This window comes from Terriglobia bacterium (genome assembly GCA_020073495.1).
Taxonomy (GTDB): Bacteria; Acidobacteriota; Terriglobia; order Terriglobales; family Acidobacteriaceae; genus JAIQFD01.
The window spans coordinates 501372-525559 of the sequence record JAIQFD010000003.1 but is presented as its reverse complement, the minus strand read 5'-3'; the positions used below and the strand labels follow the sequence as shown (position 1 = coordinate 525559).

Annotated in this window: 24 protein-coding genes; 10 read left to right on the top strand and 14 right to left on the bottom strand. The window is 61.7% G+C overall.

Annotated features, from left to right (window positions below):
• Nucleotides 1-171 precede the first annotated feature (171 nt).
• Nucleotides 172-2823: a protein kinase gene (locus LAN37_09655; GenBank protein MBZ5647474.1), complete on the top strand. Its 2652-nt coding sequence runs from the start codon at nt 172-174 to the stop codon at nt 2821-2823.
• 44 nt (nt 2824-2867) lie between these two features.
• On the opposite strand, the gene pnp is transcribed toward LAN37_09655, so the two are convergent.
• The 5 genes from pnp to LAN37_09630 all read right to left on the bottom strand — a co-directional run bounded on the left by pnp (nt 2868) and on the right by LAN37_09630 (nt 7969).
• Nucleotides 2868-5246 (bottom strand): polyribonucleotide nucleotidyltransferase, encoded by a 2379-nt coding sequence (pnp, locus tag LAN37_09650; protein MBZ5647473.1) that lies wholly within the window; start codon nt 5244-5246, stop codon nt 2868-2870.
• 209 nt (nt 5247-5455) lie between these two features.
• The gene (gene rpsO, locus LAN37_09645; GenBank protein ID MBZ5647472.1) at nt 5456-5722 is read right to left on the bottom strand and encodes a 30S ribosomal protein S15; all 267 of its coding nucleotides are present in this window, start codon (nt 5720-5722) and stop codon (nt 5456-5458) included.
• 112 nt (nt 5723-5834) lie between these two features.
• Complete coding sequence (locus tag LAN37_09640) at nt 5835-6554, bottom strand: hypothetical protein (protein MBZ5647471.1); 720 nt, start codon at nt 6552-6554, stop codon at nt 5835-5837.
• Between the two features lie 119 nt (nt 6555-6673).
• Nucleotides 6674-7204: a hypothetical protein gene (locus LAN37_09635; protein ID MBZ5647470.1), complete on the bottom strand. Its 531-nt coding sequence runs from the start codon at nt 7202-7204 to the stop codon at nt 6674-6676.
• 237 nt (nt 7205-7441) lie between these two features.
• Nucleotides 7442-7969 (bottom strand): transposase, encoded by a 528-nt coding sequence (locus LAN37_09630; protein ID MBZ5647469.1) that lies wholly within the window; start codon nt 7967-7969, stop codon nt 7442-7444.
• A 160-nt stretch (nt 7970-8129) separates the two neighbouring features.
• Between LAN37_09630 and LAN37_09625 the strand changes: the two genes are divergently transcribed.
• Nucleotides 8130-9542: a hypothetical protein gene (locus LAN37_09625; protein MBZ5647468.1), complete on the top strand. Its 1413-nt coding sequence runs from the start codon at nt 8130-8132 to the stop codon at nt 9540-9542.
• Between the two features lie 40 nt (nt 9543-9582).
• Here the strand turns inward: LAN37_09625 and LAN37_09620 are convergent, their stop codons facing one another.
• Both LAN37_09620 and LAN37_09615 read right to left on the bottom strand, forming a co-directional pair.
• A complete protein-coding gene (locus LAN37_09620) occupies nt 9583-9858 on the bottom strand; it encodes a hypothetical protein (protein MBZ5647467.1) in 276 nt (91 codons plus the stop codon).
• Between the two features lie 554 nt (nt 9859-10412).
• The gene (locus LAN37_09615) at nt 10413-10880 is read right to left on the bottom strand and encodes a nuclear transport factor 2 family protein (protein MBZ5647466.1); all 468 of its coding nucleotides are present in this window, start codon (nt 10878-10880) and stop codon (nt 10413-10415) included.
• 600 nt (nt 10881-11480) lie between these two features.
• Between LAN37_09615 and LAN37_09610 the strand changes: the two genes are divergently transcribed.
• Nucleotides 11481-11888, top strand: coding sequence for a hypothetical protein (locus tag LAN37_09610; protein MBZ5647465.1), 408 nt, complete (start codon nt 11481-11483; stop codon nt 11886-11888).
• A gap of 166 nt (nt 11889-12054) precedes the next feature.
• On the opposite strand, the gene LAN37_09605 is transcribed toward LAN37_09610, so the two are convergent.
• Nucleotides 12055-12558 carry a hypothetical protein gene (locus tag LAN37_09605; GenBank protein ID MBZ5647464.1) on the bottom strand — a complete coding sequence of 168 codons (504 nt, stop codon included), beginning with the start codon at nt 12556-12558 and terminating at the stop codon, nt 12055-12057.
• A 178-nt stretch (nt 12559-12736) separates the two neighbouring features.
• Between LAN37_09605 and LAN37_09600 the strand changes: the two genes are divergently transcribed.
• The 6 genes from LAN37_09600 to LAN37_09575 all read left to right on the top strand — a co-directional run bounded on the left by LAN37_09600 (nt 12737) and on the right by LAN37_09575 (nt 18001).
• Nucleotides 12737-12913 (top strand): hypothetical protein, encoded by a 177-nt coding sequence (locus LAN37_09600; GenBank protein ID MBZ5647463.1) that lies wholly within the window; start codon nt 12737-12739, stop codon nt 12911-12913.
• A 72-nt stretch (nt 12914-12985) separates the two neighbouring features.
• On the top strand, nt 12986-13681 hold the full coding sequence (locus tag LAN37_09595) for an anti-sigma factor antagonist (GenBank protein MBZ5647462.1): 696 nt from the start codon (nt 12986-12988) through the stop codon (nt 13679-13681).
• A 96-nt stretch (nt 13682-13777) separates the two neighbouring features.
• The gene (locus LAN37_09590; GenBank protein ID MBZ5647461.1) at nt 13778-14776 is read left to right on the top strand and encodes an SDR family NAD(P)-dependent oxidoreductase; all 999 of its coding nucleotides are present in this window, start codon (nt 13778-13780) and stop codon (nt 14774-14776) included.
• A gap of 441 nt (nt 14777-15217) precedes the next feature.
• Nucleotides 15218-15730 (top strand): hypothetical protein, encoded by a 513-nt coding sequence (locus LAN37_09585; GenBank protein MBZ5647460.1) that lies wholly within the window; start codon nt 15218-15220, stop codon nt 15728-15730.
• Nucleotides 15731-15764: 34 nt separating this feature from the next.
• Nucleotides 15765-16892, top strand: a complete 1128-nt coding sequence (locus tag LAN37_09580; GenBank protein MBZ5647459.1) for a lactonase family protein — start codon at nt 15765-15767, stop codon at nt 16890-16892.
• Nucleotides 16893-17206: 314 nt separating this feature from the next.
• Nucleotides 17207-18001 (top strand): Crp/Fnr family transcriptional regulator, encoded by a 795-nt coding sequence (locus tag LAN37_09575; protein ID MBZ5647458.1) that lies wholly within the window; start codon nt 17207-17209, stop codon nt 17999-18001.
• Here the strand turns inward: LAN37_09575 and LAN37_09570 are convergent.
• The 5 genes from LAN37_09570 to LAN37_09550 form a co-directional block, all read right to left on the bottom strand.
• Nucleotides 17969-18955 carry a ribonucleotide-diphosphate reductase subunit beta gene (locus LAN37_09570; protein MBZ5647457.1) on the bottom strand — a complete coding sequence of 329 codons (987 nt, stop codon included), beginning with the start codon at nt 18953-18955 and terminating at the stop codon, nt 17969-17971. The two genes, LAN37_09575 and LAN37_09570, sit on opposite strands and share 33 nt — an antisense overlap.
• Before the next feature lie 152 nt (nt 18956-19107).
• Nucleotides 19108-19710, bottom strand: a complete 603-nt coding sequence (locus LAN37_09565) for a 2-oxoacid:acceptor oxidoreductase family protein (protein MBZ5647456.1) — start codon at nt 19708-19710, stop codon at nt 19108-19110.
• Entirely contained in the window at nt 19710-20618 is a 909-nt protein-coding gene (locus LAN37_09560) for a 2-oxoacid:ferredoxin oxidoreductase subunit beta (GenBank protein ID MBZ5647455.1), read from the bottom strand. Before LAN37_09560 ends, LAN37_09565 begins: the two co-directional genes overlap by 1 nt.
• Entirely contained in the window at nt 20615-21772 is a 1158-nt protein-coding gene (locus tag LAN37_09555) for a 2-oxoacid:acceptor oxidoreductase subunit alpha (GenBank protein MBZ5647454.1), read from the bottom strand. Before LAN37_09555 ends, LAN37_09560 begins: the two co-directional genes overlap by 4 nt.
• On the bottom strand, nt 21762-22004 hold the full coding sequence (locus LAN37_09550; protein MBZ5647453.1) for a 4Fe-4S binding protein: 243 nt from the start codon (nt 22002-22004) through the stop codon (nt 21762-21764). The genes LAN37_09555 and LAN37_09550 overlap by 11 nt, the downstream gene beginning before the upstream one ends.
• Before the next feature lie 224 nt (nt 22005-22228).
• On the opposite strand from LAN37_09550, the gene LAN37_09545 reads away from it, so the two are divergent.
• Complete coding sequence (locus LAN37_09545; GenBank protein ID MBZ5647452.1) at nt 22229-22681, top strand: CBS domain-containing protein; 453 nt, start codon at nt 22229-22231, stop codon at nt 22679-22681.
• A gap of 140 nt (nt 22682-22821) precedes the next feature.
• On the opposite strand, the gene LAN37_09540 is transcribed toward LAN37_09545, so the two are convergent.
• The gene (locus tag LAN37_09540; GenBank protein MBZ5647451.1) at nt 22822-24153 is read right to left on the bottom strand and encodes a citrate synthase; all 1332 of its coding nucleotides are present in this window, start codon (nt 24151-24153) and stop codon (nt 22822-22824) included.
• Nucleotides 24154-24188 lie beyond the last annotated feature (35 nt).

Sequence of the window (24188 nt, the reverse complement as noted above, 5' to 3'; positions counted from 1 at the left end):
AGTCTTCATCTGTGTCATCCTGAGCGCCTTCAGCCGTAGGTTCACACAACATTTATATGGACGGCGCGGGTGCCCCACCCTAGCCCGATTTTGGCTAGGGTGGGTGCCGTATCGCGCGTTGACTTGCCCTCCCCCCGCACATACGATTAGCGCACTTCGAGGGCCTCGCCTTTGGTCGGGGATACGATTTCGCACTACAAGGTGCTCGGCAAGCTGGGCCACGGCGGCATGGGCGTGGTCTACCGCGCCAAGGACACGCGTCTGGAGCGCTACGTCGCCCTGAAATTCCTTCCCGACGACGTCGCCCACGATCCCCAGGCGCTGGAACGTTTCCAGCGCGAAGCCAAGTCCGCCTCCGCCCTCAATCACCCCAACATCTGCACCATTTACGACATCGGCGAGAGCGACGGCCGCCAATTCATCGCCATGGAGCTGCTCGAGGGCCAAACCCTCCAGGAACGCATCTCGCATCGCCCCCTCCCGCTCGAAGAGCTGCTCGATCTCGCCACCCAGATCGCCGACGGCCTCGCCGCCGCACATGCCAAAGGCATCATCCACCGCGATATCAAGCCCTCGAACATCTTCGTCACCGAATCCGGCCACGCCAAGATCCTCGATTTCGGCCTGGCCAGCAAGACCAGGTCCCGTTCCAAGGCTGGAGCGGTGTACTCAGCCATGCCCACCGGCAGCCTGAGTGAGGAACACCTCACCAGCCCGGGCAGCGCCGTCGGCACCATCGCCTACATGTCCCCGGAGCAGGCACGCGGCGAGGAGCTCGACCCGCGTACGGACGTCTTCTCCTTCGGCGCCGTGCTTTACGAGATGGCCACCGGCCGCCCGCCCTTCGTCGGCCAGACCTCGGCGGTGATCTTCGACGGCATCCTCCGCCAGGATCCGATCTCTCCCGCGCGCCTCAATCCGGACCTCCCGCCGGAGATCGAGCACATCATCGGCAAGGCCCTGGAAAAAGACCGCGATGTGCGCTACCAGTCGGCCGCCGAGCTCCGCGCCGATCTCAAGCGCGCCAAGCGCGACTCCAGCTCCGGACGCGTCCCGCTGCCGGAGGCTCCCAGGAGATCAAAGTATCGCGGCGCGTGGATCGTCGCCGCCATCATCCTGTTCTCTGCGACAGTCGTTGCGCCGCTCCTGTGGCTGCGCCCGCGCAAACCGGCGGTGGCGCTTTCCTCCGACTGGATTCAGCTCACAGACTTCGCGGATTCCGCGGTTTCTCCCGCACTCTCGCCGGACGGCCGCATGCTGGCCTTCATTCGTGGCCCCAGCACCTTCTACGGCGCCGGTGAGGTTTACGTGAAGCTGCTGCCCAAGGGTGAACCGGTGGCCTTGACCCACGATGGCCAGGTCAAACTCGATGTGCACTTTTCTCCCGACGGCTCGCGCGTCGCCTATGGCGTCATCGGCAACTGGGATACCTGGTCGGTTCCGGTGCTGGGCGGGGAGCCTCGTCTGATGCTGCCCAATGCCACCGGGCTTACCTGGACCGACGATCGCCACGTGCTGTTTTCCGAGATCAAGAGCGGCGTGCACATGGCCGTGGTGACCAGCGATGAAAGCCGGCTTGGCAGCCGCGACGTCTATGTGCCCCCGCGCGAAGCCGGCATGGCGCACCGTTCCAGCCTCTCTCCCGATGGCAAGTGGGTACTCCTGGCGGAGATGGACAATACCTCCTGGCTCCCCTGCCGGCTGGTTCCTTTCGACGGCAGCTCTGCGGGGAATCAGGTGGGGCCGCCGGGGGCGGGGTGCGTCGGTGTCGCCTGGTCGCCGGACGGCAACTGGATGTACATGGTCTCCAGCGCCGGCGGACGTCACCACATCTGGCGGCAGAAATTTCCCGATGGCGCCCCCCAACAGCTCACCTCAGGAGTCAGCGAAGAGGATGGCATCGCCGTGGCCCCCGACGGACAGTCCCTGATCACCTCCGTGGGGTCTGCGGAAAGCACGCTGTGGGTCCACGACGACCGCGGCGAGCGTCAGGTTTCCTCGCAGGGGCTTGCCGCCGCTCCGCAATTCTCTCCCGACGGCAAAGAGATCTACTACGTGGTGAACCAAAGCGTTCCGGGAGTGGATTTTGTGGTCGGTGAGTTGCGGGCCGTCAACCTCGAGACCGGCCAAGTCCGCCGCGTGTTGCCCGATTTCTCCGTCACCGGGTTCAGTGTTTCTCCCGACGGCAAGCGCGTCGCCGTAGCTTCGCCCGACCCGCAGGGCCATTCTCACCTGTGGATCGCCGCACTCGACCTGCGCTCTGCCCCGCGGCAGCTTTTTTCTTCCGCTGACGAGGATCAGCCCGCTTTCGCTTCCGATGGCGAGCTGTTCTTCCGCGCGGCCGAAGGGGGCACGAATTTCGTCTATCGCATGAAAGAGGACGGCAGCGGCCGCACCAAGGTTTCGCCCGGACCCATCTACAGTTTCCACAACATCTCACCCGACAAGAAGTGGATCGTGGTGAGGGCCGCGACCAAGGGAGAGGATGTCCGCTACGTGACCGAAGCTCGTCCTGTGGCCGGCGGCGATTCCGTCCGCCTTTGTGAAGTGAACTGCACTGCAAGGTGGTCGCCCGGAGGAAAAAGCTTCGCCTTCATCATGGCCGGCATGGGCGATACCCAGAGCTTTCTCGTCCCACTTGGTCCCGGCCAGTCCTTGCCGGTGGTGCCCAAAGGCGGCATCAGATCGAAGGCGGACCTGGCCGGCTTGAAGGGAGCGACCATCATACCCGGCAGGATCTTCACCAGCAGCCAGCCCGGCGTCTACGCCTTCCTCCGCGTCACCGTCCACCGCAACCTGTACCGCGTCCCTCTTCCCCAATAACAAAGGCCACGCTTGCGCATGGCCCGAATAGTTAAAGATTTACTTTAGTGCCGAGGTCCGCCTCCGCCGCCCCCCGGACGTCCCCCGCCCGGTCCGCCGCGACGACCCCGTCCTCCGCGTCCGCGCCCGCCGCCGCCTGGACGTCCGCCACCACCTGGACGCCCGCCGCCATCGCGCGGCCCGCGATCGCCGAAGCTGCTTCCCTGGTGCGCTGGGGCGCCTTCGACACGGTTGAAGTTCGGCTCGCCTTGTTCCGCCGGCTCCTCCACGAAGTCGCCGCCGCCTTCGATGGTGACGGTCTGCTCGGCGCCGCCGCCTTCAACCTGCATCTTGGCGCGCTGTTCCTTGAGGATAGCCTTGCGCGACAGCCGGATGCGGTTGCCTTCGACGGCCAGCACCTTCACCAGGATCTGGTCGCCTTCCTTCAGCTCGTCGCGTACGTTGGCGATGCGGTGCTCCGCCACCTCGCTGATGTGCAGCAGCCCGTCGGTGCCGGGGAAGATCTCGACGAACGCCCCGAACTCCGCCAGCCGCACCACCTTGCCCAGGTAGGTCTTGCCCACCTCGGCCGTGGCCGTGATGTCGCCGATCATCTGCAGCGCCTTGGCCGCCGACGCTTCGTCGTTCGACGCCACGTTCACCTTGCCCGAATCCTCGACGTCGATCTTCACCCCGGTCTGCTCGATGATCCCGCGGATCACCTTGCCTCCCGGCCCGATCAGGTCGCGGATCTTGTCCGTCGGGATCTGTAGCGTGTAGATGCGCGGCGCGTACGGCGAGATCTTCTCCCGCGGCCCGGCGATCGCTTCCTGCATCTTGTCCAGGATGTACAGCCGCCCGCGCCGCGCCTGCTCCAGCGCCTCCCGCATGATCTGCGACGAGATGTTCGGCACCTTGATGTCCATCTGCAGCGCCGTAATGCCCTCCCTCGTCCCCGCCACCTTAAAATCCATGTCGCCGTAGTGGTCTTCGGCGCCGGCGATGTCGGTGAGGATGGCGTAAGCGTCGCCTTCTTTCACCAGACCCATGGCGATGCCGGCGACGGGAGATTTCAGGGGAACGCCGGCGTCCATCATGGAAAGCGCCGCGCCGCACACCGTGGCCATCGACGACGAGCCGTTGGACTCCAGGATGTCGGAGACCACGCGCATGGTGTAGGGCCACGTCTCTTCGGGCGGCAGCATGGGAGAGATGGCGCGCTCGGCCAGAGCTCCATGGCCGATCTCGCGGCGGCCCGCGCCGCGCAGGAAGGCCACTTCGCCCACCGAGAAGGGCGGGAAGTTGTAGTGCAGCATGAAGCGCTTTTTGGCCTCGCCCTCGAAGCCCTCCAGCCGCTGCATATCGTCGGAGGTGCCCAGCGTGGTGGTGACCAGCGCCTGAGTCTCGCCGCGGGTGAAGATCGCGGAACCATGGGTACGCGGCAGCGCGCCCACCTCGATGGTGATCTGCCGGATCTCGTCGAACTGCCGATGGTCCGGACGCTGTCTCTGCTTGGTGACCGCCTCGCGGAACATGTTCTCGCGCAGCAGCTCGAAGTAGCGGCCCACTTTCTTCCGCTCGTCCTCGTTCTCCTCCGGGATCGCTTCCTTCAGCTCTTTCTTGATGGCTTTGACCCGGGCGTAGCTCTCCGCCTTGGGATACTTCTGGGTATCCATGGCGTCCGCCAGCCGCTCGCCGATCTTCTTGGCGAGGTCGTTGTAGTACTTCTCGTCGTGCTCGACCGGGGTCACTGCGCGCTTGGGCCGGCCGACTTCTTTGGCGATCTGGTTGATGGCGGCGACGATCTTCTTGATCTCGGTGTGGGCGAACTCAATGGCGTCCAGCACCGTCTCTTCTTTCACTTCCTTGGCGCCCGACTCGATCATCACGATGCCGCCGGCGGTGCCCACCACCATGATGTTGACCAGGCTCTCGCGCATCTCGGTGTAAGTCGGATTGACCACGAACTGGCCGTTGAGCAGGCCGACGCGCACCGCGCCGATGGGGCCGTTGAAGGGGATGTCGGAGATGGCCAAGGCGCACGACGCGCCGTTGATGCCGGCCACGTCGGGATCGTTCTCCGTGTCCGCCGACAGCACCAGCGCGATCACCTGGGTCTCGCAGCGGAAGCCTTCGGGGAACAGCGGACGGATGGGACGGTCGATCTGCCGGCAGGTCAGGATCTCTTTCTCGCTGGGCCGTCCTTCGCGCTTGATGAACCCGCCGGGGAAGCGCCCGCCCGCGTAGGTGTACTCGCGGTAGTCCACGGTCAGGGGGAAGAAGTCGATGCCCTCGCGGGGATCGGGGTTGGCGCAGGCGGTCGCCAGGACGACGTTTTCGCCCATGCGCACCACGGTCGAGCCGTGCGCCTGCTTGGCCAGATGTCCGGTTTCAAAGGAGATGGACTTGCCGCCTGCAAGTTCTACAGTGGCTTCGTGCTTCATTTCGGTGTGTCCTTTCATTCGGAGAGCGTCAGGGGAGCAGTTGTCACTTGTCGGTTTTCAGAGCTGACAACTGGCAACTGACAACCGGCAACTCAAGCAGATCCCGTTCGGGATGACACTGCGTGTGAGCTTTCGAGAGAGCGTTAAGACGCGCAAATACACCACGGCCCGAGCTTGAGGTCGTACTTCAGCGGCTGGCAAACGCAGGACTACTTGCGGATGCCGAGTTTCTGAATGACGGTCTTGTATCGCTCGGTGTCGTACTGCTTGAGGTAATCCAGCAGGCGGCGGCGCTTGCTGACCATGATGAGGAGCCCGCGCCGTGACGCGTGGTCCTTTTTGTGCGTTTGGAAGTGCTCGGTCAGTTCGCTGATGCGCTCACTGAGGATCGCGATCTGGACTTCGGGTGAGCCCGTGTCCGTGGGGTGCGTCCGGAACCGGCCGATGACATCCTGTTTCTGCTCTCTCGCTAGCACTGAGACTGATGCGCTCCTACTCTCTAAATATCGTCGTTTTCAGACCTTTGGAGAATAACACGCGGGCGGAGGGAGTGGCAAACCGGGGGAGCCGCTATCATACGGCCGTGCGCTAATTCCGCACCATTTGTCGCACACGCAGTTTGCTATCTGCATTCGCTCGTACACTCGCCACCAAGCCCGAAAATGACTCGTGGGCATCTGAGTAGGCCTCCAGCACGTTGACGGCTTCACCCAGACCGCGGAAATCTGCTGACAATCGCAAGAAGATTTGATGTGCATCCCGCCATTGTTCAGGCGTTATTAGCGTCGTCGCCTGCTCCAGCAGTGCCTGTGCACGCCAGTTGTAATCCTTTGCCCGTTCGTTATAACGGACGAGCGCGACCTCGATACGACTATTGATTTCGGCATCAATCGCCTGCGGCGTTTCGGGAAACGCCGTCGCCATTCCCCCGAGAGACCCTACGGCAGAAGCTTTTCGCTGCTGACGCCTCTCCTCGAGCGCCTTCCACTCTCCGATAAGAACTTCTAACTCGCGTTTGGCCGCAAAGAACAGGTCCACGAAGCCATCTGCAACGGCGAACACTCTTCCGGCGTAAAATCGCCGTGCCTCCCACTCTTCTTGGACCGATTGGCGTGTGGTGGCATCTTTCTCGAAAACAAAAACGTATCGCGCTGTTACATACACCAGAAGAATAGTCCCAAGGAAAGTCAGCAAGGCGTAGAAACCCGGCGGATCAAACTTGTCCAGTGACGTCTTGACGAAAACAACGAGCGCTGCAACTCCAATGAGAAGCAGTGCGGCATAGAGGAATCTCTCGCTCCTTTTCATTAGTGCCCTAACCTCCCAAATGATTATGAGGCAAAGAAAAGGCGAAAACAAGAAGGGGCGGGTGGCCCGCCCTTTCGCCGACGATAGGAATAATGTGGATGCCGAAGGGAGTGAACGAATTATGGCTTCTTGAGGTCGCAGGACAGTAACTTCAACTGCTCTTCCGCAAGCCTTTCCTTGAGCACGATGTATAGCTTACCTTCGGCCTTGTGGGCTGTCGCACCAGCCCTCGCCAATTCCTCACCCAGTGCGTTGGCTTGGCTTGTTTTTGCTATATCGCGCGAATCCTGATCCTGAAAGTTCAGAGTGTTGGAACTGAGATCAGAGAGTTCTAATGAAGCTTCACTCAAAGCATCCATGACATCGAGTAGTTCACCACTCGTCACAAAGGCTCCTCTGGTCTGAATGTCCGCGAGTATGGCCTCTGCGTTCTGTACTTCCGTTTGAATTGCTTTCAATGCCTGCACCTCGGTTGTTCTGAGGTCACGTGGCACCGACCATCTGCTGAAATCAACGCGAGCGGACACTTCGTCGAATCGCCTAAACGCATACTCTGCGTCTTTCAACGCTTCAGATACAGACCGCTCTGTTTGTCCCATCGTTGGTAGCGCGCAGAACAGAAGTACGATTCCTAAGACTCGTGTTGCCATATGTCCTCCTGCGGGCCGCTGAAGAGTGAGAAGAACAGTCTGGGCGGGTGGTTCACCCGAGTCAATAGGGTGGAACCCTTCTAGAGAACCCACCCAAGCCAAAGGCGGGCTTGGGTGGGGCACCCACATTTCTCTCGATACCACAAAATTTGAGGGTGCCCCGTCCTAGCCCGGGGTTGGCTAGGGCGGGGGTGTTTTGTCACCCAACCTAGAAGGATCGGAGCACCCCCAGACTCGTCACCCACCCAAGCCAACAACAGGCTTGGGTGGGGCACCCCGTTCCCGTCGGCGCGCCGTCCACTCAGACTCGATCTCGACCACACCTTTCTCACCAGTCACGTAATGGCGAAAGCTGCTCCACTCCCAATCCTGGGGACGCGCGACCAGTCCTCGCTTCACCGGATTTCGGTGCATGTAGCGTAGCTTTTCGATGCGCTTGCGCTCGCTCCAGACGTTGAAGTCGTAGTAGCGGGCCTGCCAGAAATGCAGACGGTCCCCGATGTGCCGCCGTGCCACGGACTGCTTGATTGCCTGGAGTGCGTTCGCCAGCGTTCCCTTCTCCGGCTCGCTCACCAGCATATGGACGTGCTCCGGCATGACCACGTATCCCGCGACAAAGAAGCCGTAGACGACACGTGCCCGCTCGAGTGCCCGTTCCAGGAGGCGGCGCGCGGCGGGATCGAGCAGGGGCCGACGGCGGTAGCAACTGAAGGTAATGAAGTGCAACTGGCGCGATTGTTGGAAACGGCGCAGGCCCCAAGGCATGGCGAGAATCTACTGCAGGACCCAAGGCTTGTCTGTGACGTCGAGGAACTTCCCCGCCCTAGCCAAAACCGGGCTAGGACGGGGCACCCGGCGGCTGGCGGGTGGCCTGGGAACTTCGCTGTGCTCACAACCGAATCGCACGTGATGTAAGCTTGCAGCGATGAGCTCGGAGCTGCTGGGCGCATTTTCCCGCCAAATCCGAAAGTACCGCGATTTGTGGCCGCAATTCTCGATCACAGTGGCCGCTATCCGATCCGATACCCGGTGGATAAACCTATGCACGAGGATGCAGTTGCACGAACAGGCGATCGGGCTGGGATCTTCACTTCACCTCGACAAGTTCTTGCTTTATACGAAGTCGCTGCCCTCCACCGAATTAGACCAGTACCTCAGTACCATTATCCAGAATCAGATCGTTCCCGTTCGCCACGAAGCGTGCGCCGAAGTTTTCCTCGTCGAGCCGGAGAATGATAGGGCCGTGACTGTGCTTCCGGGAAACACTTTTGGTTGGGGCTCAGTCATGCGCGAGCACGCCGGAATTGCTGCCGCGAGGTACGGCGTGAACCGCGAGGTGGTCTCCGTCTGCGGTAGCAGCAGTCGTGCCCGAATGTATAACTACATCGATTCTGAATTGCTCAGGCAGATAGAATCGGCACTTCGCCTGATCGGATATCAAAGTTTTGGCGATCTATTCGCGACTTTTTTCCCTGGAATTCGTTTCGACACCACTCAGGACACAGCGGTTCAGATCGTAGCCCCACTACCTTTTGGCCTCGAATATACAGACGATGGCAATTTACTCATCTACGTTCCGGATGAAATCCCAGATGATGACCTACAACTGGCACTAGGGTTTCCGCAGACTAAAGCTTGGCATAGTTTCCTGACTCTGGCGGAAGCTAAACCGGGTCGGCAGAGACCGGGCGTCAGGCAAGTAAGGATTGAATGGCAACCCCGCTCAACGATCGCAGACGCCACCCTGCTGTACTTCTCAGAGAAAGTCGCCGAGGCAAGGCTTCAACGATGGACCGCAGCGGCGACACTACGGAGTAAAGTCGGAACATTTTTTGACCCGGACCATAAAAGACTCAACAAAGGTCTGTTCAGACCTGAGGGAAGGGGCGGTACAGATTTCGAGATTGCGGTCGGCCGTTTGTTCCATCTCCTTGGGCTACCGGTCGCCTGGTATGGTCAGGGCACGGACACCCGCCGCCCTGATTTGGCTGGTCTGCTTGAGCAAGACAAAGCGTCTAAACCACTCGTGATCATCGTCGAATGCACACGTGAGAAGCCATTGGACAAATTATCGCCCTTAAGGGAAAGGGCCCGCGAACTGCACGAATATCTTGAGAACGAAGTGGACATCTTTCCTATCGTGGCGACCCCGGCTGATCCAGTCCCTTCCGACTATGAAGCCGCTGCGGAGCATGGAATTGCTCTCGTAGGCCGAGAGCAACTACGCGTGTTGGTGAGCCAACTGTCGCAGGAAGCTGGACCGAAAGAAGTGTTGGAGTATCTTTCAAGGCTACGGGGAGGCGGCTTGACCTTTTCGATAGGTTCGCAAAAGCCTTGAGGCGCAGAGCCGAAACATGTCGACAACGACCCCTGGTCCGCTAGGCCTTGTAATCTTCACGGGTGGCGAGCTGTAGGAGCTTGGAGCTGCCAAGAACGGGCACTCCCTCGGCTTTGTCGCCGGCGCATTTCCAGTGCCGCTGCTCCTGTCTCGATGCGCTACGGAACTGCCGTTCCTCTTCTTTGAGTGCGTCGAGTTCTCTTTCAAGCTTCGCGATCAGCGCTGGAAACCCCTGACACGCCTGTTTGAGATATTCGAAGTCACCCTTTGCGAGAGCGACGTTCGCTTCGGTATTGCGAATGTCGCGCGAGATCATTGCAAGTGTTCGGCGAGGCATGCCTGAATAATACTCAGCTGGTTCCGCTTCACAAATTGAAAATGTTGGGCGGGCGGGTGGCCCGGGCAAGGCGCTCAGGGCTACGACTTGAATCACCCACCCTAGCCAAAGGAGGGCTAGAATGGGGCCCCGGTAAAAAGGAAGAAAGTGTGATGTTGTGTTGTGGAAGTCGCTGTTAGTTCTGGTGTTGTTAGTGTCGGTTGCTGTCGCTGCTTGTAGTGTCACCGCACCCTGCCCTTATGATGGAGAGACAGCTTATTTCACGGGAAACATGAAGCCAATCCTGGGCGGGGGAACGATGGGAGAGTACAAGCACACCCATCGGCAAGAACGGCACGTTTTCTGGGTCAAGTGCGATTAGCGAGGCCGGTTGCCCAGGCAAACAATCCCGTCAGGGGTTTGTGATTTGAAATTTGTAATTGGTAATCTTCAGATCTCGAACACGGCGTGATTTGTGATTGGCCCGGCCGGGGGCGGGCTGGAGTACCAAGTGCCCGGTACGAAGTACCAAGTTTGAGTGGGGCACCCGGCCCTTATGGTGCTACTCGAGTTGTCTGAAAGACCACGAGTTTCCAGTTACCGTTGTCCTTCACCCAAACCCGAGTGTTGCGAACGTCGCCACTGAATGGCTTCCCGTTGACGATGGTCGTGACAGAGGCTAGCGCGTTCACGACCGCCGTGTCTCCATAGATGCGTATCTTAGCTTCGCGCACAGTGATGGAGTCGTACTTGGTAACGCCAGACTTGAAATTGTCGATCTCCTGAGCCTTCGTGGTCAGCTTGCCATCGCCGTGGATTGCGATGTAATCATCGGCGTAATACTTCTCCAAGAAACTGGTATCGCTCTTCAAAATGGCTTGCACAAGCTGTCCTTGCAGGGTCTTGATCTCCTGCTGGGCATTCCCGACTGCAGCCTGGGTGGTTTGTGCGATCGCTGTGTAGCCGTGGCCCACAGCCAGAAGCATCAAAGTCAAACACAGCGAAAGGACAAGCTTTCTCATCTGGTCACTCCTTGTGCCTATGACTAGGCCGTGCGAACAGCAATACCCTCTAACGCCTGATTGCGCCTGGCTGAAGGTTCTGCGAGGTATTATGCCCCCAAGGGACGATGCTTGTCGTATGCGAAGGGCGTGTGGGGCACCCGTTCGGCCATTCCCACCCTGTCGCTGGGCGACAAAGGGTGGGGGCACCCCGCCGTCGTGATCTCGTATTACAATGGCGGCCATGTCCAGGAGACGCCCCAAGAAACACAAGCGCCGGCCCAAGAAGAAGACGCGACGCGCCTAATATCAAGCGGGCGGGTGGCCGCGGTAAACAATCGGACAAACCAGTACCAAGTACCAGGTCAGATCCTTCGAGGCTCAGGATTTCGGCAGCGGGCTCCCGCTTCGCTCACGCCCGCTAAGCGCCTCAAGTTTCTCGTGTCTAGTTTCTGGGGATTTCTAATTTGTAAAGTTGAAGAAGGGCGCTCCAGATAACGAGAATATTTTGAGGTCGTAAGTCGTTGCAGGGATTGGGACGAAACCTGGAGTATAGCTTGTAGATAATTTTCCACTTGACGGGATGATTTAAACTGGATATGCGGGCGGTGTGCCCGCGGAATGTCCCACTCCCGGAAGGCCCACGGGGAGCTGGAAGAGATACGGTTCTTGCTGGAAGCGGCCAGCCACGGACTGGAAGTGAGCCGTCCGTGGGGAGACAGCCTGCCCTACGATTTCCTGGTAGGACGCCGGGGGCGTTACTACCGGGTGCAGGTGAAGTCATCGCGCTACCGGAGACACCGGGCGTACCAGGTGATCACGACGCATCGCCGGGACGCGCGGGGGTACTCGGCGCGAGAGATGGACTTCCTGGCCGCCTACGTGGTTCCCACCAAGACCTGGTACGTGATCCCGGCGCGGGCGCTACGGCGCCGGCGCGCGATCTACGTGTATCCCCGACAGCGACCCGCAGTCGGCGAAGGCCTCTACGAGCGGTATCGAGAGGCCTGGCATCTGCTGAGGGCATAAGCTCCGACATACAGTACGGGAGGGGTGTGATAGATCGCCGGAATCGCCGGGGTCGCCGAAAGCGGCTGGGTGGCCCAGGGAAACAATCCCCTTCAGGGATTTGTGATTTGAAATCTGTAATTGGTAATTTTCGATCCTCGACCAAGCCTGCCGCTTTTTCTCAACCTCAGCCCAGTCCCAACTGCAGCAGGTTGGTGGCGACGCCCAGGAACAGGAGATCGATCAGAAACATCAGCCCGTTCAGCCCCGCGAACACCCAGCGGCTGGCGCGCGACGTTTGCAGGATCAGAACGAATGCCGTGAAGTGGACGAACGGGCTGGCCGCGGCCAAGGCGTAAAAACTCGCGTCCTTGATCCAATCCGGCGCCCCTGATCCTTCGCCCAGGAACCGGTGGCCAAGATAAAACACGCCCACCACCAGCACCGGCATCCAAACAAAAGAAGACGCGAGCACCGCATACGCGCCATCGCCGAGACCGGCGCGTTCGGCCGCCGGCCGGAGCCCGCGCACGGCGAACCATAGGCACGCGGCGATGAGAATGCCGGTGAGCTCGAGCAGCGACGCCACTGCCCAGAACGGGAGCGTTCGCTCCAGGGCCACGGCGCGGACGAACACGCCCAGGCCACATGCGAGCGCGACGCCAATGACGATGCGTGTGTAGGATCGCAACCGGTCACATCATCGCAGATAGAGGCCATGGCATGCGACTACTAAAGAGGAATGCGACGTTTCGGCGCCCCAACTTCACTCGGCTCGGGACAGGTTCCGGAGCTCCGCCCACGGTTAAAACCGTAGGCTTCCACCGGCGGGGCTCACTCCCCGCCATCCCGCCGAATACAATAGGACGGTGAAGAAACGCTTCCTCCACGGCTTCGGAATGGCTCTTCTGCTGGCCTCGCCCCTTTGGCTTACCATTGAAAAGCCGCCGAACTACTTCAATTTTGGGATCGGAATTTCCTTGGGCATCCTCTTGAACGTGCTCGGCCTTCTTTCCCCCGGAGCGAGGCCCGACCCCGAACGCTGACCGCGGTCTGGCTCTTCAAGATTCTGCGGCACGGGATGCAGAAGGTGGTTTACAATCCCGCCCTCTCATCCAATGCCACTGACACTCAGCACGCGCAGGGTCGGCCGGGTCACCGTGGTGCGCTGTAGCGGGCGCATGGTCGCGGGCGTCGAAGCCGATTCGGTCCGCCAGCAGATCTCCAAACTTCTTCCCACGGAAAAACACCTCGTTTTTCACCTCGGCGATGTCACGTTTATGGACAGTAGCGGCCTGGGAACCATGGTCCGGATGCTCGCCACCGCCCGCCAAGCCGGCGGCGACATCAAACTGTGCCAGGTGACGCGTGAAGTGGCCACGGTCCTGAAGATCACCAACCTGACGCAACTCTTCCAGATGCACGAGCAGGAAGAGGAAGCTATCGCTGCCTTCTACCGGCAGAACGACGGCCCGGAGCAAGCGTCGCGGACCGGCGCTCGTCTGCTCTGTGTTGACCAGTCCGCCGACGTGCTCGCCTATGTGCGGGAATTCCTGGGGCACGCTGGATTCGACGTCCTGTCCAGCAGCAGCGTTCCCGACGCTCTCATCCTGTTGCGCGTTACGCGCCCCGCGCTGCTGGTATTAGGTTCCAACCTGAGGGCGGCTGAGGGAACGCGCCAGGCTTTCGATCAAGAGTGTTCACGGCTGCCAGTTGTAGAGCTCGGGCAGGACTTCTCGACCCTGCACGCCGGGGAAGCCGCGGCCGATCTGCTGCAGAAGATCCAGGCTCGACTGGGTCCTGCAACTCGCTAGACATGCGGCGTTTCGACGCCCCCTCTTCGCTGTAGGTGCCGCAAAGCCGTGAAGAGTGGGTTCCCCGCCTGACACTCTGTGCAACGGTGAATGTGAATGTCTGAAGTGCCGAAGAAAGTATTGAAAGGCAAGATCGCGCTGGTTGCCGGAGCGACCCGCGGGGGCGGTCGAGGCATCGCGATCGCGCTGGGCGAGGCGGGTGCGACGGTGTACTGCACCGGACGAAGTTCGCGGGGACGTCCCGCTACGCCCGGCCGGCCGGAAACCATCGAGGAAACCGCTGAACTGGTCACCGCCGCCGGCGGGCGCGGGATTGCCGTACGAGTCGATCACACAGAGCCTGCGGAGGTGAAAAAGCTGGTCGCCCGCATCAAACGGCGGCACAGGGGACTGGACATCCTGGTCAATGACGTGTGGGGCGGCGACGCGCTCACCGAATTCGGCAAGCCGTTCTGGACGGTCAACCTGGAGAACGGCGTGAGGATGCTGAAGCAGGCGATCCATTCCCACATCATCACTTCCCACTACGCCGTTCCGCTGATGCTGGGACGCGGCAGAGGGATCATCTTCGAGATCACCGACGGGGACGCTTTCTACTACCGCGGTAACCTTTTCTATGACCTGGTGAAGATTTCCGTCATACGGCTGGCCTTCGCCATGGCCCGCGAGCTGCGCAAACGAGACATTGTTTCCGTGGCGCTGACTCCGGGCTTTTTGCGCTCCGAATCGGTGCTGGAACATTTTGGAGTCAGCGAGGCGAATTGGAAGGACGCCGGGAAGAAGGTCCCTCCAGGACGAAAAGGAAGGGTGGTGCACGATGCCGCCGCGGATTTCATGGTGTCAGAATCGCCGAGGTACGTCGGCCGGGCGGTGGTAGCGCTTGCGGCAGATCCGAAGGTAAAGAAGAAGAGCGGACGTGTCTTCAGTTCCTGGGCGCTGGCCCGGGAGTACGGATTCACCGACCTCGACGGCACCCGGCCGCACTGGGGCAACTATGCCACGAAGAAATACGGCAAGTACAAGATCTGCGACGAGCGATTTTATTCCTACTGGGTTCCCGGCCTTGTAGAGCTGATGTTCCCGGATTGGTTTTGATGGCGAGCGAGTCAAGAAAATGTTCGATTGTGGCAGATGTGTAATCCCGTGATGTGTGAAGCCGGGTGGCGTGTGGCCCGCGTGCGCTCTCACGAGAATGGTGTGCCCCAGACGAGCGACGCTCGTCTGGGATTCGTGAGTGTCGCCGGCTGAAGCCGGCTAAGATAAAGATAATAAAGAGGAACGCGTCGTTTCAGCGCCCCTCGTTCGCTGCGCTCAGGACAAGTTCCGGGGCGCCTCCTACGGCCCAGCCGAGGGCGGCCGGGCTACAACTCCGTTGGTCAGCGGCGTGGGCTGCCACCGGCGGGACCCAGACCGTTGGGGGCGCTCCGGACAAAAATCGTTTTACGCTAGCTCGATCAGGCGAAACAGGTGTAGCATGACCGACACTTTCGGGGGCAAAGAGGAAATCCCGGTTCAATCATCCAAAAGGGGTCATAGATGAAAAAAGTGTTTCTGCTCGCACCCCTGGTGGTCCTGTTGACGCTGCAGGGCTACGCACAAGACACTCCCAAGATCGAGATCTTCGGCGGGTATTCGTACATCCGGATCATCTCGGCGGGCTCGGGGGAACCCCTCAACAGCAGCGGCTGGGAAGCATCGGCCAACTGGAACCTGAACCATTGGTTCGGATTGAAGGCCGACTTCGACGGCAACTACTGCTGCGACGGGCAGTACATCTACAGCTTCATGGGCGGGCCGCAGCTCTCGCTGCGGAAAGAGAAATACACCTTCTTCGTGCACGGGCTGGTGGGGGGTGCGCACGCCCGCGGCCTGTTCACCACGGACACGAATCTGGCCTGGGCGCTGGGGGGTGGCGTGGACTGGAAGGTGCATCGGGTGGTGTCCATCCGTCTGCCCCAGGTGGAGTACTTCGGCACGCGCTTCCTGGACGGGACGCAGAACGATCTGCGCGTATCGGCCGGGCTGGTCTTCCGATTCGGCAAGAAATAGGGTTCATTCGAAGGAATGACTCCCAAATGGGGGGATGATGAATAAGAATTGCATCGTGCTTGCGGCGGTAGCTACGCTGGTGGTGGCAGCCATCGTGGCGGGCTGCTCCACGGGCGCTCCCAACGACATTCTGGGCGGGGGCCTGGTTCCCGAGTTCGCCTACGTCAGTAACGATACCTCCAACGACGTCTCCGCCTACACCATCACAGCCGGCACCGGAGTACTGACGCCGGTGGCCGGCTCGCCCTTCGCGGGGGGAACTGGTCCCCGGGGAGTGGCGGTGGATCCCTCGGGAAAGTTCGTGTACGTGGCCAACAGCGGATCGGACGACGTCTCCGCCTACAGCATCAACGCCGCCAGCGGAGCGCTGACGCCGGTGGCGGGCTCGCCCTTCGCGGGGGGAGGTGGTCCCCGGGGAGTGGCGGTCGATCCCTCGGGGAAGTTCTTGTACGTGGCCAACGAGGGTTCGAACGACGTCTCCGCCTACACCATCACAGCCGGCACCGGGGCGCTGACGCCGGTGGCGGGCTCGCCCTTCGCCGCGGGAACAGGTCCCCGGGGAGTGGCGGTCGATCCCTCGGGAAAGTTCGTGTACGTGACCAACCACACTTCGGACGACGTCTCCGCCTACACCATCACAGCCGGCACCGGAGCGCTGACGCCGGTGGCGGGCTCGCCCTTCGCCGCGGAAGATACGCCCTTTAGCGTGGCGGTGGATCCCTCGGGAAAGTTCGTGTACGTGACCAACCACGTTTCCGGCAACGTTTCCGCCTACACCATCACTGCCGGCACCGGAGCACTGACGCCGGTCCCGGGCTCGCCCTTCGCCGCGGGAAATCAGCCCCAGGGCGTGGCGGTCGATCCCTCGGGAAAGTTCGTGTACGTGGCCAACCACGCTTCGAACGACGTCTCCGCCTACAGCATCAATGCCGCCAACGGAGCGCTGACGCCGGTGGCGGGCTCGCCCTTCGCCGCGGGAAGTGGTGCCCGGGGAGTGGCGGTCGATCCCTCCGGAAAGTTCGTGTACACAGCCAACAACAATTCCGACGACGCCTCCGCCTACAGCTACGATGCCACCAGCGGAGCGCTGACGCCGGTGGCGGGCTCGCCCTTCGCCGCGGGAACCGGTCCCCATGGCGTGGCGATTGCACGACAGCAGTGATTTGCAATAGAAGGAGAGGATCGTCGTTAATTAGGATTCACAACCCAACCTAGGTGTTTGGTTGAAGGCGTGCGAACACCCGGAGCTGCTTAAGCGAACTCTCCCGCACTCCGGCCACGAATGCCGGGCGAGTGTCACCGATTTAAATCGGCACGCCTTGACACAATCGTGCCTTTCTTATAAGAAGTGTCCCCAACAGGTAGACTGGCATTGGATCTGGGGCATTCTTTCGAGATCAGGAACGATCGACCCTCTGTGATGCGCCCAGGTCAGTGTGGTGGGGGGTGCCTTTGCTTCCAGCTTATGACCGGGTAGTGACTCTGCATCCGCGAGATGCTGAGCCAAGAACCGCGACACCGTTCGGCGACCTGACACAGAGCGCTCTCCGTGAACTGGAGGAGATCAGCTATTCCCTGCGCTACCCCGGTGGAACTGCGCTCATTGCCGAAGGCGAGCCCGCGCGCGGCGTATACGTTATCCAAAGCGGGCGAGTAAAGGTCTTCATCTGCTCTGGTGAGGGCAGGACCTTGATCCTGCGGCTGGCCAAGCCCGGCGACGTACTGGGAATTCCCGGGACCCTGTCGGGGAAACAGTACGAAGTCACGGCGGAGACCATCGGCCCATGTCAACTCACGTTCCTCAAGCGCGAGCATTTCCTGCGTTTCATGAACGCTCACACCGAGGTCTGCCGGGCGGTCGCCGAGCAGCTCGCTCGCATCTACAGCATCGCCTGCGAGGAGATGCGCTGTCTCGGCCTGTCGCACTCGGCCAGCGGAAAGCTGGCCAAGCTGCTGCTGGAATGGCCCCTGAGTGACGGGGATACGCCGGGGCGCATCAAGTTCGCCTTCCGGCACGAGGAAGTGGCGCACATGATCGGGACCTCGCGGGAGACGGTCAGCCGCCTGTTCGTCGATTTCAAGAGGAAACAAATGGTCGAGCTGAAGGGTGCCACGCTATTCATCCGCGACCGGGTTTCCCTGGCAGCGATCGCCGCAGGCAAGAAACCGGTTGGGTGGCGCGCGGGCACGGAAGGGAGCGCCCACCCGTCACCGAAGCGACAGGTGGGCTGTGGCGGTTCAGACGGCAACTTCCATCCCGATGGCGTGTAGACGCTTGGCGAGCGCGTTCCGGGCGTAGCCGATCATCTCCTCACGGAGCGTCTCGCGGGTATATCCAGGCCAGGCAGAATCCAGATGCTCGCCGCCGTAGTAGGCCATGTTCCGTCCCGGCGGCTGCATGATCTGCTCGATCAGAGGCGCGAACTCCTTCACCGTGTCCTCGATGAGCGGAGCAAAGCGCAGCGGGTCCTGCCGGACCAGATCCTGAAGGTACTTCACGCCGAACAGCACATGGCGGGACTCGTCGCGGGTGGCGGCGGTGAATCCCTTGTAGAAGCCCCAGGTGCGGCCCCAGCGCCGGGCGCCTTCGAGCTGGTAGCGCATGCCGGTGAGGAACAACGCGTTCTCCACGACGATGTGATAGACGGTGACGAACCTCGCCGAAGCCTCGAGGTCGTCGGGATGCGATGCCAGCCACTGTGCCTGCGCCGGCAGCCAATCGCGAAAGACCAGGTTGTAGGCGGAGTTCTCCGTGTCCCGGATGCCGACCTCATCCAAAAGTTCGTCAAGAGTCCCGGCGGAAGCGCCGACGACCTCGCGCCAGTAGCGGTCGAAGAAAATGGTGTGGCGGACCTCGTCGGCCAATTGGGTGGCGACGAAGGCCTCGACCTCCTTGGTGGGCGCCGCCCACACCAAGGGCGCGAGCATGCCGGCGACCTGTTGTTCGCCGTCGAAGAACATGCGCATGCTCCAGATGCGCCGTTGCCTGGTCTGCGGCGACAAGGATTCCCACTCTTCCCGGTCCTTGGAGAAGTCCAGCTCGTCGGGATTCCAGGCCTGTTGTACGGACTTGCGGTAAAGGTCGAGATAAGACGGCAGGTTGGTGGTTCCACGATCTACGATCGCCAGCACATCATCGATGTACAGGCGGTCCATTGCGTTGAGCCCGATCGCGCCGATTTGCTGCTCAACGAAGGCATCGCCGAACTGACGTAGTTCAAGCATGAAAATACCTCCCCCACAGGGTCGAGTAGCAGCGAACGGTAGCACACCCTCCCCCAGCCAAGTCAATCGGCCCGCCCCATCGCCCGCGAAAAAACTTCGGGAGGCGCTCGCAACGCCTCCCGCTCCTGACTATCTGGCCCTGGGCCCAAGAATCAGTGGACGCCGTCCACGAAGCGGACGGTGCGCACGAGTTCCTTCTCTTCCCGGCTCAACTGATCGCAGTTGGCGCCGTACTCGAAGCCTTTGTCGAAGGCCTTGGCGTTCAGCTCGCGGAAGCCGGGGGGGACGGAATCGAGCACCGCGGCGCGCACCGCCTTGGGGTCGAGCAGGTTGGTGACTGCGGCGAAGAAGCCGACCATCACGATGTTGAGCACCATGCGCTTGCCCAGCTCTTCGGCCAAGCGCGTGGCGGGCACGCTGAAGAGGCGCACGCCCGGCTTCACGTTGTCCACGCGCACCAAGTCCTGCTCCACGATCAGGATGCCGCCATCCTTGATCTCGGGGGCGAACTTGGCGTACGCCTCCTGCGACATGATGACCAGGATGTCGGGCTGGGTGACGTAGGGATAGAGGATGGGCTCGCTGTCCAGGATGACCTGGGCGGCGCAGGCGCCGCCGCGGGCCTCGGGGCCAAAGCTCTGGGTCATGGTGGCGTAGCCGCCCTGCATGATGGACGCCGCCTTGCCGATCACGATGGCCGACAGGATCACGCCCTGTCCTCCGAAGCCGGCGAGCCGGATCTCGGTGAGTTTCATTAGCAACCTCCGTCCTGGGCTTCTTCCGCCCTCTGCGCTTCGACCTCGTACCAGTCGATGTACTGCGGGCACGCCTGCGACAGGTGCTGACGCATGAGCTCGATGTAGTCGGGCTTTTCGCGGTCCACGAACTTTCCGACCACGATCTCGCCCTGTTTGGTGAGCGCGCACTCGCTGGTGGAAGCGCCGTTGCGGATCTTTGACTTCTCCTTGTAATACTTGAGCGTGTCCAGTCCGTCGCCCAGCTTGTTGCGGCGCTGGTACAGCGTCGGACACGGCGACAGGATCTCGATGAAGCTGAAGCCCCTCTTCGAGAACATCTCCTGCATGGAGCGGGCGATCTGGCGGACGTGGAAGACGGTCCAGCGGGCGACGTACACCGCGCCCGCGGCCTCCACCAGCGCCGGCAGATTGAACGCCGGATCGAAGCTGCCGTAGGGCGCCGTGGCCGTGATCACGTTGCCCGGCGTGGTCGGCGCCGTCTGCCCGCCAGTCATGGCGTAGATCAGGTTGTTGACGCAGATGACCTTCAGGTCCACGTTGCGCCGCGCGGCGTGGATGAGGTGGTTGCCGCCGATGGCGAACAGATCGCCGTCGCCCGAATAAACAATGACGTTGAGCTTGGGGTTGGCCAGCTTGAGCCCGGTGGCGAAGGGGATGGCGCGGCCGTGGGTGGTGTGGAACGAGTCCAGCTTGACGTAGCCGGCGACGCGGCCGGTGCATCCGATGCCGCTGACCAGCGCCACGTTCTTCAGATCTATCTTGGAGTCGATCAGAGCGCGGGTGAAGCAGTTGACGGTGGTGCCGATGCCGCATCCCGGACACCAGATGTGGGGCATGCGATCCATGCGCAGGAACGGCTCGACCGGGTTGATATGAGTGAGTGGTTCTGCAACGGTTGCGCTCATCGGATCGCCTCCTCGATGACCTTCAGGATGTCCTCGGGATCGTGCACGCCGCCGCCGGCGTGCGGCACATGCACCACTTTGCACGCGCCGTGCGCCGCGCGATCGACCTCGCGCGACATCTGTCCCAGATTGAGTTCGGGGACGATGATCGCCTTGGCCTTCTTGGCGATCTCCCCGATCTTGTGGTCGGGGAAGGGCCAGGCGGTGATCAGGCGGAATTTGCCGACCTTCAAGCCCTTGGCTTGCGCCAGCTCGATGGCGCGCTGGGCCACGCGCGAGGTGATGCCGTAACTGACCACCACCGCGTCGGCGCCGTCGAGATCGGCGGCTTCGAACATGGTGATCTTGTCCACGGCGTCGAGGATCTTGTTCCGGAGCCGGCTGACCAGCTTTTCCTGCGCCTTCACGGTCATGGCAGGATAGCCGCGCTCGTCGTGCGTCAGGCCGGTCATGTGGAAGTTGTAGCCTTCGCCGGCGTGCGCGAAATCCGGGACGGAGTCGCCGTTCGACTTGTAGGGCAGGTACTCGCCCTGCTTGGCGTGGGTCTTGCGCCGGGGATAGACATCGATCTTGTCGGGCTCGGGGATGACCACCTTCTCGGTCATGTGGCCGACGCATTCGTCGAGCATGACCATCACCGGCACGCGGTACTGCTCAGCGAGGTTGAATGCCTGGATAGTGAGGTCGAACGCTTCCTGGGGAGAATTAGGACAGATGGCAATGATCTCGTAATCGCCGTGCGAGCCCCAGCGGCATTGCATCATGTCGGCCTGCGCCGGGAGCGTGGGCAGACCTGTCGAGGGGCCGCCGCGCTGCACGTCCACGAAGACGCAGGGCGTCTCGGTCATGGCGGCGTAGCCGATGTGCTCCATCATCAGGGAGAAGCCCGGGCCGGAAGTGACGGTGAAAGCTTTCGCACCGCCCCAGACCGCGCCCTGGATGGCGATGGACGCCGCCAGCTCATCTTCCAACTGGATGAAGACGCCACCGACGGTGGGCACGCGCATGGCGAAGCGCTCGACCACTTCGGTCGAGGGAGTGATGGGATATCCGGCGGCAAAGCGCGCGCCGGCAGCCAGCGCCCCTTCGCAGCAGGCGTGGTCGCCGTCCAGGAAGTGGACGCCGGTCAGGACACCTTTCGGGTCAGCGTGCATCTTTCGCGTCCTCCTTCCCGTCGAATTTGTAGCCGTGGATCGCGAAATCGGGACAGTACATGCCGCACAGATCGCAGCCGCTGCACTTCTCGGGCGCGACCAGATGGGGCGGGTGGTATCCCTTGGAATTGAATGCGGAAGAAAGGGCCAGCACCTTGGTGGGACAGAACTCGACGCAGAAACCGCACGCCTTGCAGCGTTCCACCACGATGGAGACCGTGCCTTTGGCCATCGGAATCCTCGAATCTCGCGCCAACCCCACAGCCGAGCCCGGCGCGAAAAGCATGTCACTGGGATTTTGAACCTCCGCCGCTCCTCATGTGGTGACGCATGTCACATTTGGACGTGACGCATGACGTAGGCCACAGCCCAGTCCCTGGCACCGCCAGGGGTGACTGGTATCACTGCGCGCCCGCCGGCCGGGGCATAGGCTTCGGGGGAAAAGGGAGGTATGGTATGCGCGTCAGCGACTTGATGAGCCGAAATCCGGCGGTCTGCATCGCTTCCAGTTCCGCGCAGACTGCGGCCAGCCTGATGAAGGAACACGCCATCGGCATCGTGGCCGTGGTGGAAGACGCCTACAGCCGCAAACTGGTGGGCGTGGTCACCGACCGCGACCTCTGCCTCGCCGTGGTCGCCACCGGCCGCGACCCCAACCATGTGTGGGTCCGGGACTGCATGACCCCCGACCCCGTCTTCTGCACTCCCACCGATAAGGCCGAGACGGCGCTGCAGATCATGCAGCACCACCAGGTGCGCCGCGTCCCGGTGGTGAACGTCGAGAAGACGGTGCAGGGGATGGTATCGCTCAGCGACCTTGTGCGGCGCAACGCCGCCACCAACGGCGAGTTGTTCCAGGCGCTGAAGAGGATCTTCGCCCCCAAGACGCGAGCGAAGAAAGCGGCATAACGAAATAGAAAACCCCACCCTGTCGCTGCGCAACAAGGGTGGGGCAACCAGGCAGGGATCCTTCGCTTCGCTCAGGATGATCGCGGCGGGCTCCCGCTCGGTTTGCTACGCGGCGCCCCGCTCACGCCCGCCAAGCGCGATCACTTGGCCAGCGCGGTGGTGGCGCGCATGCCGCGCTTCTGGCTTTCGTCCAGATGCCGCTCGTCGTAGCCGGTGTAGACCTGCCGCGGACGGTAGATCTTGGTGTCGGGGTCGCGCAGCATCTCCTCCCAGTGGGCCAGCCAGCCGGCGACGCGCGGGATGGCGAACAGCACCGTGAACATGTTGGGCATGAAGCCCATGGCCTGGTAGATGATGCCGCTGTAGAAGTCCACGTTGGGGTAGAGGCGGCGTTTGACGAAGTACTCGTCTTCGAGCGCGATCCTCTCCAGCTCGAGGGCGATGTCGAGCTTGGCGTTGCGCCCGGTGATGAGGAACACTTCCTCGGCGATCTGCTTGATGATCTTGGCGCGGGGGTCGTAGTTCTTGTAGACGCGGTGGCCGAAGCCCATCAGCTTGCGCTTGCCGTCTTTCACCTGCGAAATGAAGGCGCCGATATGGTCGTTGGTGCCGATCTCGTCCAGCATCTTGAGCACTTCCTCGTTGGCGCCGCCGTGCAGCGGGCCATAGAGCGCCGCCGCGGCCGCCGCCGTGGAGACGTAGGGATCGGCTTGCGAGCTGCCCACCTGCCGCATGGTGCTGGTGGAGCAGTTCTGCTCGTGGTCGGCGTGCAGGATGAACAGGATGTCGAGAGCGCGGGCCAGCACCGGATTGGCCAGGTACTTGAGCTCAGTGCGCTTCCACAGCATGTTCATGAAGTTCTCGGCGTAGGTCAGCTCGGGATCGGTGTAGACGTAGGGCAAGCCCAGGCTGTGCCGGTAGGCGTAGGCGGCGATGGTCGCCACCTTGGCGATCAGGCGCTGCTGCTGCAGCTTGCGGTTCGCCGGGTCGTGGATAGCGTGCGCCTCGGGATAGAAGGTGGAGAGCCCGGCCAGGGTGCTGATCAGGATGCCCATGGGATGGGCGTCGTAGTGGAAGCCGTCGATGAACTTCTTGATGTTCTCGTGCAGCATGGTGTGCTGCTTGATCTCGTGGATCCACTGGTCTTTCTCTGTGGACGTGGGCAGCTCGCCGTACATGAGAAGGTAGGCCACCTGCAGGAAGCTGCAGTGCTCGGCCAGTTCCTGGATGGGATAGCCGCGGTAGCGCAGGATGCCCTTGTCGCCGTCGATGAAGGTGATGGCGCTCTTGCACGAGGCGGTGTTGGTGTAGGCCGGGTCAAAGCTCATCATCCCGAATTCTTCGGGGTCGTCTTTGATCTGCCGCAGGTCCATGGCCTTGATGGTGGCGTTCTGGATGGGCAGTTGGTAGTCCTTGTTCGTGCGGTTGTCGCGCACGCTCAGGGTCTGGTTAGGATTGCCGTTCGAGTTCATGCACTCTCTCCATCGGCCACCCCGGCCTGCGGCAG